Raw genomic sequence first — 13,457 nt, forward strand, 5'->3', positions numbered from 1 at the left:
GGACACTCTGATGTAGGAAGTCGGGGGATCGAATCACTTCAGGAGTTAGTCAGTGAGCGCCATGTCTCTTGCCCTGTTGCTGACCACGGCCGCTGCCACGGCCGTGGGCGCTGCTGCGCTGCACGCCGTCCACGGTCTGCGCAAGCAGGTCACCGCCCTGCGAACCGAGCTGGTGGTGCCGGCCCACGCCCGCGGTACGACCGTCCCGCACGCCCGCAGCGCCGTGGAGTCCCCCGCCGCGGAGATACGAGCCGCCGTGGCCGAAGCCCTCGCCGAGGAGCGGGAGCGCGAGCTCGCGGAGGCGCGGGCCTTCTGGGCCGCGCAGGAGGCCCGCGACGCCGCCGACGCCCCCTCGCTGCTGGGCGGTCTGCCCGGCCTCGGCGAGGACAGCCCGGTCTTCCTGCCCCGGCAGGCCGACCTGGTGGGACTGGAGCCCGTCGTCGGCGAGGACATCCTCGACGAGCTTCCCGGGTACCCCGAGGATTCGGCCGAGCTGGCCGCCGCACGCCGGCGCCACCCCTCGCACCCCGACTTCGTCCCCGTCCAGGCCTCGCACCCCGGCGCCGACCACGAGCGCACCGTGAACCGCCTGGAGGAGCTCGCGGAGGCCCGTACGGCCCTCGCGGACGTCCGCCCGGGTCCGCTGGGCACGCTCGACGTGTACGTCTTCACCGACGGCACCACGCTCTGCATGACCCCCGGCCACCGGGAGACGGCGGAGCGCCTCGCCGAGGCCCTGCGCTCGGGCACCGCGCCGGTCCTGCTGGGCGGCTCGGGCATTTCCGGGGCCTACGCGCTGACCTTCTCCTGCGGCGACGCCGAGGACCCCGACAGCAACGTCTACATCCTCGCGGACCGCGTCATCGCATCCCTCTGATCTCCGCCTGCTCCACCAGCCGCACGGCCTCGTCCAGCATCTCGGACGGGGCCTTCGCGCTGTCCGGGGTCGCTGCCGGGGCCGGGGCGGCGGCCGCGGCGCGCAGCGCCTCGGCGAGGTCCAGCCCGGTCACCGCCACCTGGTCGCCGACCACGAAGATGCCGGCGTCCGGCACTTCCTTCGGCGCCTGCCCGGGGGTCTCGATCCGCTGGGCCCGTACGGAGAGTTCGCGGGCCAGCTCCAGCGCCGCGGCGGCGGCGCCCTGCTGGAGGCGGCTCTGCGGCGCGGCCCGCAGCCGGTCGGCAAAACGTTCCAGGGCGGCGGTCAGGGGCGAGGTATCAAGCACGCGGCCGACCCTACGCGCCGCCCGGGCACCATTGCCAACGGGCGAACTCTCCGGCACGGTGGCGTGAAGAGAGCAGCACGGCGATACCTCCGGAGGCGCCCATGTCCGTAGAGTTCTCCGAGCAGACCCACCGCAACATGATCGACAGAATCCCCCAGACCACCGGTCGTGAACTCTCCGACTGGCTCCGCACCGTGGACGACGGCCCCTCACTCGTCCGGTTCGAGGAGAAGGTCAGCTGGCTCCGCGGCGCGCACGAACTGTCGTACGGCCAGGCCAAGGCGATCATCCACGAGTACGACCTGCGCAGAGCCGCACGCAGGTTCGGCTGACCACTCTCCCCCGATCCCCCGACCCCGTCCCCGGACCCCGGGATGCGGGAAGGCCCCGCGAGCGGTGCGCTCGCGGGGCCTTCCCCATGCCGTGCGCGGGCCGGTCGGCCCGCAGGTCCTGCTAGTCGTCGCCCGAGAGGATCGAGAAGATGCGCAGCATCTCCACGTAGATCCAGACCAGGGTCATGGTGAGGGCGAAGGCTCCCAGCCAGGCCTCCTCGCGGGGGGCACCGTAGGCGATGCCGTCCTCGACCTGCTTGAAGTCGAGGGCGAGGAAGCAGGCGCCGAGGATGACGCCGATGGCGCCGAACAGCAGGCCGAGGCCGCCGCTGCGGAAGCCGAGGCCGTCACCGCCGCCGAAGACCGCGAACAGCGTGTTCACGAGCATCAGCAGGATGAAGCCGAGCGTGGCGGCCATCACGAAGCCGTAGAAGCGGCGGGTCACGCGGATCCAGCGCATCTTGTACGCGAAGAGCACGGCGGCGAAGACGCACATCGTGCCCATCACGGCCTGCATGACCACGCCGGGGCCGAGGTAGGTGCTGACCGCGGCGCTGATGACGCCGAGGAACACACCCTCGAAGGCCGCGTAGGCCAGGATCAGGCCCGGGACGGGCTTGCTCTTGAACGACTGGATGATCGCGAAGACGAACGCGACGAGGCCGGCGCCGATACCGATGGCGTACGACTTGCCCAGGTTGGCCGGGTCGACCGGCAGCAGCGCCCAGGAGAGGGCCGCCGTCACGATGAGCGTGCCGAGCGTCATGGCCGTACGGCTCACGACGTCGTCCATGGTCATCACATTGGCGCGGGCGGGGGCCTGCGGCATGCCCGTGGCCGGGTCGGTCGCGTACGGGTTCGTCGCGTACGGGTTGGTCCCGGCCTGCTGCGGCTGCGCGTCAAACCCCGCATAGCCACCGTTGTCGCGGCTGAACCCCCGTCGCGAGAAGACCGGGTTACTGCTCCTCATCTCACTCCTCCGTGGCCACCGAGCGCGGCCTTGCAACAAGAGTAATGCGCTCGCAAAGAAAGCACCCTACTGCTGGAGGAGGATCTTAGGAGAAGGCAGGGCGAAGCGCAGGAGATAAATGAGGGGACTCCGCGAGAGCTGCGGAGTGCCCGGAGCCGGACTTGAACCGGCACGGCCCGAAGGCCAGCGAGGTTTAAGCTCGCCGTGTCTGCATTCCACCATCCGGGCAAGGCGTGGCGGCCCCCGTAAAAAAGCCTTGAACGCTGAGCCGAGCCTATCCGGAACGATCGGCCCGCCGACCGGCCGCCTATCCGATGTTGTCTGATTTTATTGGCGCTTGAGGGACCGTCAGGCCCGAGAATGCGCGGTGGGCCCCTTCTGGGCGTCGATCACCGCCTGTACGGGAATGACGGGATTTCGATGGCCCGCGCCACCCCCACGCCACCCTCCACGCCACCCCGGGCCACCGCCCGCCGAGCAGGCCCTCTGTCATACCAGAGGAGGAGAAGCACCCGCTCGCCGTCAGACTCCAGTGGGCCGGGGAACAGGCACGGCGGCTGATCCGCAACGGGCATGCCCGCAGCGAGGATGGAAGCGTCCCCGCACAGCAGACCGAGGAGCCGTCCCGTGACCACCATGAACTACGCCCCGCACACCGCCCAGGCCGTGGCGGCCCGCGCCACCGGCCTCTCCAAGGTGTACGGCCAGGGCGAGACCCAGGTGGTCGCGCTCAACAACGTCACCGTGGACTTCGCCCAGGGCCAGTTCACCGCGATCATGGGCCCCTCGGGCTCCGGCAAGTCCACCCTGATGCACTGCGTCGCCGGCCTCGACACCTTCTCGGCGGGTTCCGTCCGCATCGGTGACACCGAGCTGGGCAGCCTCAAGGACAAGCAGCTCACCCAGCTCCGCCGGGACAAGATCGGCTTCATCTTCCAGGCCTTCAACCTGCTGCCGACCCTGACGGCCCTGGAGAACATCACGCTCCCCATGGACATCGCCGGCCGCAAGCCCGACAAGCAGTGGCTGGACGCCGTGATCGACATGGTCGGCCTCTCGGGCCGCCTCTCCCACCGCCCCACCCAGCTCTCCGGCGGCCAGCAGCAGCGCGTGGCCGTGGCCCGCGCCCTGGCCTCCCGGCCCGAGATCATCTTCGGTGACGAGCCCACCGGAAACCTCGACTCCCGCTCCGGCGCCGAGGTCCTCGGCTTCCTGCGCAACTCGGTGCGCGAGCTCGGCCAGACCGTGGTGATGGTCACCCACGACCCGGTCGCCGCCTCCTACGCGGACCGCGTCATCTTCCTCGCGGACGGCGAGATCGTCCACGAGATGCTCGACCCCACCGCCGACAGCGTGCTCGACCGTATGAAGGCCTTCGACGCCAAGGGCCGTACGAGCTGATCCGGGCCGCCTCCGCAGCCCGCAGCCCTCCTCCAGACTTCCAGCCCCAGGACTCGAAACCCATGTTCCGTACAGCCCTGCGCAACGTCCTTGCGCACAAGGCCCGGCTGCTGATGACGGTGCTCGCCGTCACCCTCGGCGTCGCCTTCGTCTCCGGCACCCTCGTCTTCACCGACACCCTCAAGAAGTCCCTCTCCGGCCAGTCCGCCAAGGACTACGCGGGCGTGGCCGTCTCCGTCACCTCGTACGGCCAGGGTCGCAACGAGCAGGGCGAGAAGGAGGGCGAGCCCGGCCTGAGCCAGGCCACCCTCGACAAGGTCAAGGCGCTCCCCGGCGTCGCATCCGTCTCCGGACGCGTCACGGGCTTCGCCGGCGTCGGCGACGAGAACGGCAAGCTGATCGGCTCCGGCTGGTCCAACCAGGGTGCCAACTACACGCCCGTCAAGGACGGCAAGGACCCGCGCTACACCTTCGTCCAGGGCGCCGGCCCGGCCAAGGCCGAGGAAGTCGCCCTCGACCGGGCGACCGCCGAGGCGGGCAAGTACAAGGTCGGCGACAAGGTCCGCGTCGCCACCAACGGCCCGGTCAAGGAGTACTCCCTCGCCGGTGTCTTCACCACCGAGGACGGCGCCGTCCAGGCCGGTGGCAGCCTGGTGCTCTTCGAGACCAAGATCGCCCAGGAGCTCTACCTCAAGCCCGGCTACTTCCTGGAGATGTCGGTCGCGGCCAAGGACGGCACCTCCGCCGACAAGCTGCTCGCCGACATCGAGCCGCTGGTCGACAGCAAGCACACCAAGGCGCAGACGGGCGCCGAGCTGGCCAAGAAGCAGGCCAAGGACATCGAGGAGGGCCTCGGCCAGATGGGCACCATGCTGCTCGTCTTCGCCGGCATCTCGCTCTTCGTCGGCATCTTCCTGATCTACAACACCTTCACCATGCTGGTCACCCAGCGCACCAAGGAGCTGGCCCTGCTGCGCGCCGTCGGCGCCAACCGCGGTCAGGTCATGCGCTCGGTGCTCGCCGAGGCCCTGGTCGTCGGCGCCGTGTCCGCCGTCGTCGGCCTGATCAGCGGTATCGGCCTGGCGGTCGCCATGCGCTCCGTGATCAGCTCCTTCGGCGCCAAGCTCCCGGGCGGCGACCTCGTGATCGCCCCGGGCACGATCATCGCGGCCCTGGTCATCGGCATCCTGGTCACCACGATCGCGGCGGTGCTGCCCGCCTGGCGCACCGGCCGGATCGCCCCGGTCGCCGCCATGGGCAGCGCCCACCTGCCGGCCACCACGAAGTCGCTGGTCGTGCGCAACGTCATCGGCTCGATCATCAGCGTCCTCGGCATCGGCCTGGTCGTGCTCGGCGTGTCCACCGGCGGCAACAACGGCCGCATGACCATCGGCGCGGGCGCGTTCTTCATGCTCATCGGCATGATCGTGCTGCTGCCGCTGCTCTCCAAGCCGGTCATCGGGGCCGTCCGCCCGCTGCTGCAGAAGGTGTTCGGGGTCCCCGGCAAGCTGGCCTCCCAGAACGCCGTCCGCAACCCGCGCCGTACCGCCGTCACCGCCGCCTCCCTGGCGATCGGTCTGACCCTGGTCACCACCCTGTCGGTGCTCGGCATCACCGTCGGCAAGGTCGTCGACCGGATGAGCACCGAGAAGCTCAAGGCCGACTACAAGGTCTCCATGGCCGGCGGCATGGGCTACCTCGACAGGTCGGTGGCCGAGACCCTGGGCAAGACCCCCGGCATCAAGGCCGTCTCCCCGCAGACGGCCGGCTACTTCATGGTCGGCGACGACTTCCGGTCCGCCTCCGGCGTCAACCCGGCCGCCATCGGCCAGCTGCTGAACATCGAGACCGTCAGCGGCTCGGTGGACTCCCTCGGCAAGGGCGAGGTCCTGGTCGCCGAGAAGACCGCGAAGAGCCAGAACCTCGGTGTCGGCTCCACCGTCAAGGTGAAGTACGAAGACGGCCAGGAGGGCACCCTCAAGGTCGGCGCGGTCTACAAGGACATGGAGGGCCTGCTCTCCCCGTACGTCCTCGACGACAAGATCCTCACCCAGCACAGCGAGGAGAGCGCCGTCAGCGAGGTGTACGTCAACGTCGACGGCGGCGCCTCCAAGGCCGGACAGCAGAAGGTCGTCGACGCGCTCGGCAAGAACCCGGCCATCAACGTCGCCACCCAGCAGGACATGCGCAACGAGATGGGCGGCATGATCAACACCATGCTGAACGTCATGTACGGCCTGCTCGGCATGGCGCTGATCATCTCGGTGCTCGGCGTGGTCAACACCCTGGCGATGTCCGTCTTCGAGCGGACCCAGGAGATCGGCATGCTGCGGGCGATCGGTCTCGACCGTGGCCGGGTCAAGAACATGATCCGCCTGGAGGCCGTGGTGATCTCGCTCTTCGGAGCCACGCTGGGCATCGCCATCGGCATCTTCCTCGCCTGGGCCGTCGGCACCACGATGGCGAAGGCCATGCCGAACTACGAACTGATCCTCCCGTGGGACCGGATCGGCATCTTCCTCCTGCTGGCCGCCGTGGTCGGTGTCCTGGCCGCCATGTGGCCGGCCCGCAGCGCCGCCCGCCTGAACATGCTGACCGCCATCAAGACGGAGTAGCAGCGGCAGGGACTGCGGAAGGGCCCCGGGGCGACATGCCCCGGGGCCCTTGCCGTCTGCTAGACCGTTTCTGCGTCCCAGGTGCGCAGCCGCAGCGGCAGCCGGGAGTCCCCGGAGGTCGCAGGACGCACCGCCAGCACCTGGTTGACGCCCAGTCGGCCCCGCTCGAAGCCGAGGGCGCAGGCCGCCATGTAGAGCTGCCAGACCCGGGTCCGTCCGGGCGAGGTGAGCCGGACCGCCTCGGTCCAGTGCTCGTCCAGCCGGGCCACCCAGGCGCGCAGGGTCAGCCCGTAGTGCTCGCGCAGCGCCTCCACGTCGCGGACCTCGAAGCCGGCCCGTTCCATTTCGCCCACGGTGGTGCCGAGCGGGGAGAGCTCCCCGTCGGGGAAGACGTAGGCATCGATGAACTCGTCGATCCGGTAGGCCTCCTCGTCCGGCTCCGGCCGGCGGGCGATCTGATGGTTCAGCAGCCGCCCGCCCGGGCGCAGCAGGGCGTGCAGGGTGCGGGCGTAGTCCCGGTAGCGTTCGGCGCCGACGTGTTCGGCCATCCCGATGGAGGAGATGGCCTCGTACGGCCCGTCCTTGACGTCCCGGTAGTCCTGGATCCGGATGTCCACCTGCTCGGTCAGTCCCTCGTCCGCGACCCGTTTGCGGGCGTACGCGGCCTGCTCGCGGGAGAGCGTGACCCCGGTGACCCGGACGCCGTACTCGCGGGCGGCGTGCAGCGCCATCGAACCCCAGCCGCAGCCGACGTCGAGCAGCCGGTCCCCCGGCCGCAGGGCGAGTTTGCGGCAGACCAGGTCGAGCTTGTCGCGCTGGGCCTGTTCCAGGGTGGAGCCGGGGCTCCAGTAGGCGCAGGAGTACACCATCGAGGGGCCGAGCACCCGCTCGTAGAAGTCGTTGCCGACGTCGTAGTGGTGGCTGACGGCCCGGCGGTCGCGGCTCTTGCTGTGCCGCTGCCCGGCCCGCCGGTGCGCCGCCTCCTCGGCGGGGGGCGCGGGCGGCGGCAGCGGCCCCGCGAGGGCGATCAGCTCGCGCGCGGCGGCCCGCAGGGCCGGGTCGCGCCACCTCGCCCCCGGCAGGCCGGACAGCGCGGGCAGCCCGGCCCGGCGGGCGAGGCTCCCGAGCGCGGCGAACGGCCCGGGCCCACCCTGGGCCGTGGAGACCGCGGGGCCGATGGGCGGCGGCTCCTGCTCCCGTTCCCACAGCAGGCCGGCCACCCGGTCCAGGAGGTCGAACAGATTGCCCTCGACCGTCAGTTCCCCCGCCACCCAGGCGCGGGCCAGCCCCATCTCGCCGGGCCTCCACAGCATCCGCCGCACGGCGCGGCGGTCGTGGATGACGAGTACGGGGCCGTCGGGCGGGCCGGCCTCACTGCCGTCCCAGGCCCGGACGCGTACCGGCAGCGGGGCACCCAGAAGTCTCTCGGCAACAACGGCGAGCCGCGGCGCGGCGTCGGTCATGGCGCACCTCCACAAAAGCTCCGACCCCTCCGTCTACCCATCCCTGGCCCCGGGTACGCCGAAGGGGCCGCCCGCACCACGGATGGCGGGCGACCCCTTCGGGTCGTACGGGTACTGCAGGTGGAGCAGTGCGGCTCAGGCCCCGCCGGTCACACCGGTCAGGAGGCCTTGGCCTTCGCGGCCGGGGCAGCGGCGGCGGCCGGGGCCGGCGCCGGCTTGGCGGCCTCGTAGAACTCCTCGCGGGGGGTCTCCAGCGCGCCGAGGGAGACGACCTCGCGCTTGAGGAACATGGCGAGGGTCCAGTCGGCGAAGACGCGGATCTTGCGGTTCCAGGTCGGCATGGCCATGCCGTGGTAGCCACGGTGCATGTACCAGGCGAGCCGGCCCTTGAGCTTGATCTTCGTCTTGCCCATGACGATCATCGCGACGCCCTTGTGGAGGCCGAGGCCCGCCACCGCACCCTTGTTGGAGTGCGAGTACTCGGCCTGCGGGAAGCCCCGCATGCCCGAGATGACGTTGTCGCCGAGGACCTTGGCCTGGCGCAGCGCGTGCTGGGCGTTCGGCGGGCACCAGGCGTTCTCGACGCCGGCCTTGCGGGAGGCGACGTCCGGAACCTGGGCGTTGTCGCCGGCGGTCCAGATGTAGTCCGTGCCCGTGACCTGGAGGGTCGGCTGGGCGTCCACGTGGCCGCGGGGGCCCAGCGGCAGGCCGTAGCGGGCCAGCACCGGGTTCGGCTTGACGCCGGCGGTCCAGACGATGGTGCTGGAGTCGACCTCGAGGCCGTTCTTCAGCACCACGTGGCCGTCCACGCAGGAGTCCATGGAGGTGTTGAGGTAGATCTCGATGCCGCGGGACTCGAGGTGCTCCTTGCCCCAGGTGCCGAGCTTGGGCCCGACCTCGGGAAGGATCTTGTCGGCCGCGTCGACCAGGATGAAGCGCATGTCCTCGCGCTTGATCGTGGAGTAGTACTTCGCGGCGTCGCGGGCCATGTCCTCGACCTCACCGATGGTCTCCGCACCGGCGAAGCCGCCGCCGACGAAGACGAAGGTGAGGGACTTGCGGCGGACGTTCTCGTCCGTCGTGGACTCGGCCTTGTCGAGCTGCTCAAGGACGTGGTTGCGCAGGCCGATGCCCTCTTCGACGCCCTTCATACCGATGCCCTGTTCGGCGAGGCCGGGGATCGGGAAGGTGCGGGAGACGGCGCCGAGCGCGATCACCAGGTAGTCGAAGGGCAGCTCGTACGCCTCGCCGACGAGCGGCGTGACGACGGCGACCTTGCGGTCCTGGTCGATGCTGGTGACCCGGCCGGTGAGAACCTCTGCCTTGGGCAGCACGCGTCGCAGCGGGACGACGACGTGCCGAGGCGAGATGCTGCCTGCGGCCACTTCAGGGAGGAAGGGCTGGTAGGTCATGTACGAGCGCGGGTCGACGACCGTGACGGTCGCCTCGCCGTAGCGCATCTTCTTCATGATGCGCTTGGCTGCGTACAGGCCTACGTACCCACCTCCTACAACGAGGATCCTGGGACGCTCCGTGGTGCTCATGGAACGAGTATCCAGCACCCAAAGGGGTGTCGCTCGTGAGCCCCTTCACAAGGACTGGGAGACCCTCTGCTACACTCCGCCGCCCACGTGACGGAGGTCATGGCGCGCGACGGGAACCAGAAGGTGTCCGGAGTCGTTGTTCACCCGTCCTGAACTGGCCTCCTGGGCCGAAACCGGACTGGACCACCGGGGTTCGTCCATACCTCCGATGCGGAACCCGTCGCGTTCGTCGATCGCACGAACGCTCGCGAAAAAGGGCCCGCGGGGCTCCGGAAGGGCCCAAAGGACCCTTCCATTGACCCAGCAGACCCTTTTTCCTTGTGAAGAACTTCACGAAGTTCGTTTGGATCACTGCCGCAACAGCGCCCGAGCAGGCCTTCACAACCTGCTTCGAAGGTCGTTCAGGCGATGGACCAAGCGATTCCATCGAGGATGTCGTGCTCCGACACGACAACCTCGGAAGCGCCGATCCGTTCCATGATCGCCAACAGCACCAGCGCGCCCGCGCCGATGACGTCCACCCGGCCCGCGTGCATCACGGGGATCGCCGCGCGCTCGGCGTGCGTCGCCGTCAGCATCCGCCCGCTGATCTCCCGCACCTGCTCGTAGGAGATCCGGGAGTGGTGGATGGCCGACGAGAGGTACTCCGGCAGCCCCAGTGCAATCCCGGCGACCGTGGTCACCGAGCCCGCCAGGCCCACCAGCGTGCGCGCCTCGGACAGCGGCACGCTCTCGGCCGCCAGGTCCAGCGCCGCCTCGATGTCGGCCCGGATCGCGGCGACCTGCTCGGCGGTCGGCGGATCGGTGACGACCCCGTCCACCACCAGGTGGCGCTCGGTCATCCGGACGCAGCCGATGTCCACGGAGCGGGCGGCCCGTACGTGCTCCTCGCCGACCACGAACTCGGTCGAACCGCCGCCGATGTCCACCACCAGGAACGGCCGCTCCAGGTGTTCGTGCGCCGTGAGCTCCTTGGTGGCGCCGGTGAAGGAGAACTCCGCCTCCTGGTCACCGGAGATCACCTCGGGCTCGACCCCCAGGATGTCCAGGACGCCCCGGACGAAGTCCGCCCGGTTCTCGGCGTCCCGGGAGGCCGAGGTCGCCACGAAACGCACCCGCTCCGCGCCGAACTCCTTGATGACCCCCGCGTACTCGCGGCACGCGGCGAAGGTGCGCTCCAGCGCCTCCGGGGCCAGCCGGCCGGTCCGGTCCACGCCCTGGCCGAGCCGGACGATGGTCATCCGGCGGTCCAGCTCGACGAGCTCGCCGGTGGCCGGGTCGCAGTCCGCCACCAGCAGCCGGATGGAGTTCGTGCCGCAGTCGACGGCGGCGACCCGCGTCATGCCCGCGGCTCCTCGTCGTCCGTCTTCTTCTCCCCGCACGGGACGACGCAGGCACCCTTCGCCCACCACTCCGGCAGCATGGCGAGGGCCTCGTCGCCGAACGGGTTCACCCCGGGGCCGGCGGCCAGGGAGTGACCGACCAGCACGTGCAGGCACTTCACCCGGTCCGGCATGCCGCCGGCGCTCGGGAAGCCCTGGAGCACCTCGATGGCGTCGCGCCGCTCGATGTAGTCCTCGTGGGCGGCCTGGTAGGCGGCGGCCAGTTCCTTGTCCTCGGCGAGCCGGGCCTGCATCTCCTTCATCACGCCGTTGGCCTCCAGCGTGCCGATCGCGGAGGCCGCGCGCGGGCACGTCAGGTAGTACAACGTCGGGAAGGGGGTTCCGTCGGGGAGCCGCGGGGCGGTCTCCACCACGTCGGGCTGCCCGCAGGGGCAGCGGTGCGCGATGGCGCGCAGCCCGCGCGGCGGGCGGCCGAGCTGCTGCTCGAACGCCTCGATGTCCGCGTCGGTCGGCTCGGTCCGGTCGGTCTGGGGCGGGGGCGTCTGCATGCCTGGAGGAAGTCTCTTCGTTCTCGTGGATGGGTGCTGCGGTACGGCGGTACGGCGGTACGGGTCAGTCGCCGGGGCGGTCGGCCTTGTCGACGCCGTCCCAGACGTTGGAGTACCAGGGGCGGTCGGAGCCGGCGTGGCCGGTCCGGTGCGGTTCGGGGGGCTGGGCCCCGGGGTCGCTCATGATGTAGCTGATCTCTCCCGGGCGCAGGAAGTGCAGGTGCTTGCGCGCCTGCTGCTCCGCGTAGGCATCGTCCTGCCAGCGGGCCTTCTCGTCGCGGAGCCGCTCCAGGCGGTCCCGCGCGGCCGCGGCCGCCCGCTGCTGCTGCGCGATCTCCGAGCGCTGGGAGACGTACTGACGCATCGGGTACGCGAGGGCGACGACCAGCGTACAGAGGACGAGCACCAGGAGCGCGGCGCGGCCGGTGAGCCGGCTGCGGCGGACCTGACGCCGCGACTGCGACCGGTAGACGTGGGCGGCGGTCCGCTCGCCGAGCTGCTTGAGCCTGGTCGCGGTGGAGAAGGTGGAGAACCGATCCCGGTTCCCGGCCATTGGTCCGCCTCCCCTAGGTACGCACTACGCAATACGTCCCCGCACACGGTACGGGACCGAGTGCGGGGACGTACGGAGGCCAGCCCCTCAGGGGGGTGATTAGCCCTTGAAGCGCGGGAAGGCGCTGCGGCCCGCGTACACGGCGGCGTCGTCGAGGATCTCCTCGATGCGCAGCAGCTGGTTGTACTTGGCGACACGGTCCGAGCGGGCCGGGGCGCCGGTCTTGATCTGACCGCAGTTCACGGCGACGGCGAGGTCGGCGATGGTGACGTCCTCGGTCTCACCGGAGCGGTGGGACATCATGCACTTGAAGCCGTTGCGCTGGGCCATCTCGACGGCGTCCAGGGTCTCGGTCAGGGAACCGATCTGGTTCACCTTCACGAGCAGGGCGTTCGCGGAGCCCTCCTCGATACCGCGGGCCAGACGCTCCGGGTTGGTGACGAACAGGTCGTCACCGACGATCTGGACCTTGGTGCCCAGCTTGTCGGTGAGGGTCTTCCAGCCGGCCCAGTCGTCCTCGTACAGCGGGTCCTCGATGGAGACCATCGGGTACGCGGAGACGAGCTCCTCGTAGTACTCGGTCATCTCGGCGGCCGAGCGGGACTGACCCTCGAACTCGTACTTGCCGTCCTTGTAGAACTCGGACGCGGCGACGTCGAGCGCGAGCGCGATGTCCTTGCCCGGGGTGTAGCCGGCCTGCTTGATGGCCTCGACGATGAGGTCGAGCGCGGCGCGGTTGGACTCCAGGTTCGGGGCGAAGCCGCCCTCGTCACCCAGGCCGGTGGAGAGGCCCTTGGTGTGCAGGACCTTCTTGAGGGTGTGGTAGACCTCGGCACCCCAACGCAGCGCCTCGGAGAAGGACTCCGCGCCGATGGGGGCGATCATGAACTCCTGGATGTCCACGTTGGAGTCGGCGTGCGACCCACCGTTGAGGATGTTCATCATCGGAACGGGCAGCAGGTGCGCGTTCGGACCGCCGAGGTAGCGGAAGAGCGGAAGGTCCGAGGCCTCGGACGCGGCGTGCGCGACGGCCAGGGACACGCCGAGGATGGCGTTGGCGCCGAGCGAGCCCTTGTTGTCGGTGGCGTCCAGGTCGAACATGGCCTGGTCGATCAGCCGCTGCTCTGTGGCGTCGTAGCCGACGAGCTCCGGGCCGATCTGCTCGATGACGGCGAGGACTGCCTTCTCGACGCCCTTGCCCATGTAGCGGTTGGGGTCACCGTCACGGAGCTCGATGGCCTCGAAGGCACCGGTGGAGGCGCCGGACGGAACTGCAGCACGGCCGGTGCTGCCATCGTCGAGGCCCACCTCGACCTCGACCGTGGGGTTGCCTCGGGAGTCCAGGATTTCCCGGGCTACGACGACGTCGATGGACGGCACGAGCATCTCCTTCTGGGATGTGACGCTGGGTGTGCGGTGGCGTGTCAGGCCGTGGGATGGCCTTGCCGCCTAGAGCCTAACCGGC

General features: G+C 70.1%; 12 protein-coding genes and 1 tRNA gene. 4 read left to right on the forward strand and 9 right to left on the reverse strand.

Going from position 1 to position 13,457, the window contains the following annotated elements; all coding sequences use genetic code 11:
- The first annotated feature begins 61 nt into the window (after positions 1-61).
- Positions 62-877: a hypothetical protein gene (locus tag IE257_RS21815; RefSeq protein ID WP_189971542.1), complete on the forward strand. Its 816-nt coding sequence runs from the start codon at positions 62-64 to the stop codon at positions 875-877.
- On the opposite strand, the gene IE257_RS21820 is transcribed toward IE257_RS21815, so the two are convergent.
- A complete protein-coding gene (locus IE257_RS21820; protein ID WP_189971139.1) occupies positions 861-1,223 on the reverse strand; it encodes a hypothetical protein in 363 nt (120 codons plus the stop codon). The two genes, IE257_RS21815 and IE257_RS21820, sit on opposite strands and share 17 nt — an antisense overlap.
- Before the next feature lie 101 nt (positions 1,224-1,324).
- Between IE257_RS21820 and IE257_RS21825 the strand changes: the two genes are divergently transcribed.
- The gene (locus IE257_RS21825) at positions 1,325-1,555 is read left to right on the forward strand and encodes a DUF4287 domain-containing protein (RefSeq protein WP_189971141.1); all 231 of its coding nucleotides are present in this window, start codon (positions 1,325-1,327) and stop codon (positions 1,553-1,555) included.
- A 121-nt stretch (positions 1,556-1,676) separates the two neighbouring features.
- Here the strand turns inward: IE257_RS21825 and IE257_RS21830 are convergent, their stop codons facing one another.
- Entirely contained in the window at positions 1,677-2,525 is an 849-nt protein-coding gene (locus IE257_RS21830; RefSeq protein ID WP_189971143.1) for a Bax inhibitor-1/YccA family protein, read from the reverse strand.
- 146 nt (positions 2,526-2,671) lie between these two features.
- A tRNA-Leu gene (locus IE257_RS21835) sits at positions 2,672-2,753 on the reverse strand.
- Between the two features lie 408 nt (positions 2,754-3,161).
- On the opposite strand from IE257_RS21835, the gene IE257_RS21840 reads away from it, so the two are divergent.
- Both IE257_RS21840 and IE257_RS21845 read left to right on the forward strand, forming a co-directional pair.
- Complete coding sequence (locus IE257_RS21840) at positions 3,162-3,926, forward strand: ABC transporter ATP-binding protein (RefSeq protein ID WP_189971544.1); 765 nt, start codon at positions 3,162-3,164, stop codon at positions 3,924-3,926.
- Positions 3,927-3,988: 62 nt separating this feature from the next.
- Positions 3,989-6,541: an ABC transporter permease gene (locus IE257_RS21845; protein ID WP_189971146.1), complete on the forward strand. Its 2,553-nt coding sequence runs from the start codon at positions 3,989-3,991 to the stop codon at positions 6,539-6,541.
- A 59-nt stretch (positions 6,542-6,600) separates the two neighbouring features.
- Here IE257_RS21845 and IE257_RS21850 read toward each other — a convergent pair whose 3' ends face one another.
- From IE257_RS21850 to eno, 6 genes are all read right to left on the reverse strand, one after another.
- The gene (locus tag IE257_RS21850) at positions 6,601-8,004 is read right to left on the reverse strand and encodes an SAM-dependent methyltransferase (RefSeq protein ID WP_189971148.1); all 1,404 of its coding nucleotides are present in this window, start codon (positions 8,002-8,004) and stop codon (positions 6,601-6,603) included.
- Between the two features lie 158 nt (positions 8,005-8,162).
- Positions 8,163-9,548, reverse strand: a complete 1,386-nt coding sequence (locus tag IE257_RS21855; RefSeq protein ID WP_189971150.1) for an NAD(P)/FAD-dependent oxidoreductase — start codon at positions 9,546-9,548, stop codon at positions 8,163-8,165.
- Positions 9,549-9,949: 401 nt separating this feature from the next.
- A complete protein-coding gene (locus tag IE257_RS21860) occupies positions 9,950-10,891 on the reverse strand; it encodes a Ppx/GppA phosphatase family protein (RefSeq protein WP_189971152.1) in 942 nt (313 codons plus the stop codon).
- Positions 10,888-11,439, reverse strand: a complete 552-nt coding sequence (locus tag IE257_RS21865) for a DUF501 domain-containing protein (RefSeq protein WP_189971154.1) — start codon at positions 11,437-11,439, stop codon at positions 10,888-10,890. Before IE257_RS21865 ends, IE257_RS21860 begins: the two co-directional genes overlap by 4 nt.
- A 64-nt stretch (positions 11,440-11,503) precedes the next feature.
- The gene (locus tag IE257_RS21870; protein WP_030387096.1) at positions 11,504-11,992 is read right to left on the reverse strand and encodes an FtsB family cell division protein; all 489 of its coding nucleotides are present in this window, start codon (positions 11,990-11,992) and stop codon (positions 11,504-11,506) included.
- A 99-nt stretch (positions 11,993-12,091) separates the two neighbouring features.
- Entirely contained in the window at positions 12,092-13,378 is a 1,287-nt protein-coding gene (gene eno, locus IE257_RS21875; protein WP_109783439.1) for a phosphopyruvate hydratase, read from the reverse strand.
- Positions 13,379-13,457 lie beyond the last annotated feature (79 nt).

It is taken from the genome of Streptomyces avidinii, assembly GCF_014650695.1.
Lineage (GTDB): Bacteria > Actinomycetota > Actinomycetes > Streptomycetales > Streptomycetaceae > Streptomyces > Streptomyces avidinii.

Excerpts from the sequence above, each read along its gene's own strand:
- IE257_RS21815 (WP_189971542.1), top strand. The coding sequence starts at position 62 with ATGTCTCTTGCCCTGTTGCTGACCACGGCCGCTGCCACGGCCGTGGGC.
- IE257_RS21825 (WP_189971141.1), top strand. The coding sequence starts at position 1,325 with ATGTCCGTAGAGTTCTCCGAGCAGACCCACCGCAACATGATCGACAGA.
- IE257_RS21830 (WP_189971143.1), bottom strand. The coding sequence starts at position 2,525 with ATGAGGAGCAGTAACCCGGTCTTCTCGCGACGGGGGTTCAGCCGCGAC.
- IE257_RS21840 (WP_189971544.1), top strand. The coding sequence starts at position 3,162 with ATGAACTACGCCCCGCACACCGCCCAGGCCGTGGCGGCCCGCGCCACC.
- IE257_RS21845 (WP_189971146.1), top strand. The coding sequence starts at position 3,989 with ATGTTCCGTACAGCCCTGCGCAACGTCCTTGCGCACAAGGCCCGGCTG.
- IE257_RS21850 (WP_189971148.1), bottom strand. The coding sequence starts at position 8,004 with ATGACCGACGCCGCGCCGCGGCTCGCCGTTGTTGCCGAGAGACTTCTG.
- IE257_RS21855 (WP_189971150.1), bottom strand. The coding sequence starts at position 9,548 with ATGAGCACCACGGAGCGTCCCAGGATCCTCGTTGTAGGAGGTGGGTAC.
- IE257_RS21860 (WP_189971152.1), bottom strand. The coding sequence starts at position 10,891 with ATGACGCGGGTCGCCGCCGTCGACTGCGGCACGAACTCCATCCGGCTG.
- IE257_RS21865 (WP_189971154.1), bottom strand. The coding sequence starts at position 11,439 with ATGCAGACGCCCCCGCCCCAGACCGACCGGACCGAGCCGACCGACGCG.
- IE257_RS21870 (WP_030387096.1), bottom strand. The coding sequence starts at position 11,992 with ATGGCCGGGAACCGGGATCGGTTCTCCACCTTCTCCACCGCGACCAGG.
- eno (WP_109783439.1), bottom strand. The coding sequence starts at position 13,378 with ATGCTCGTGCCGTCCATCGACGTCGTCGTAGCCCGGGAAATCCTGGAC.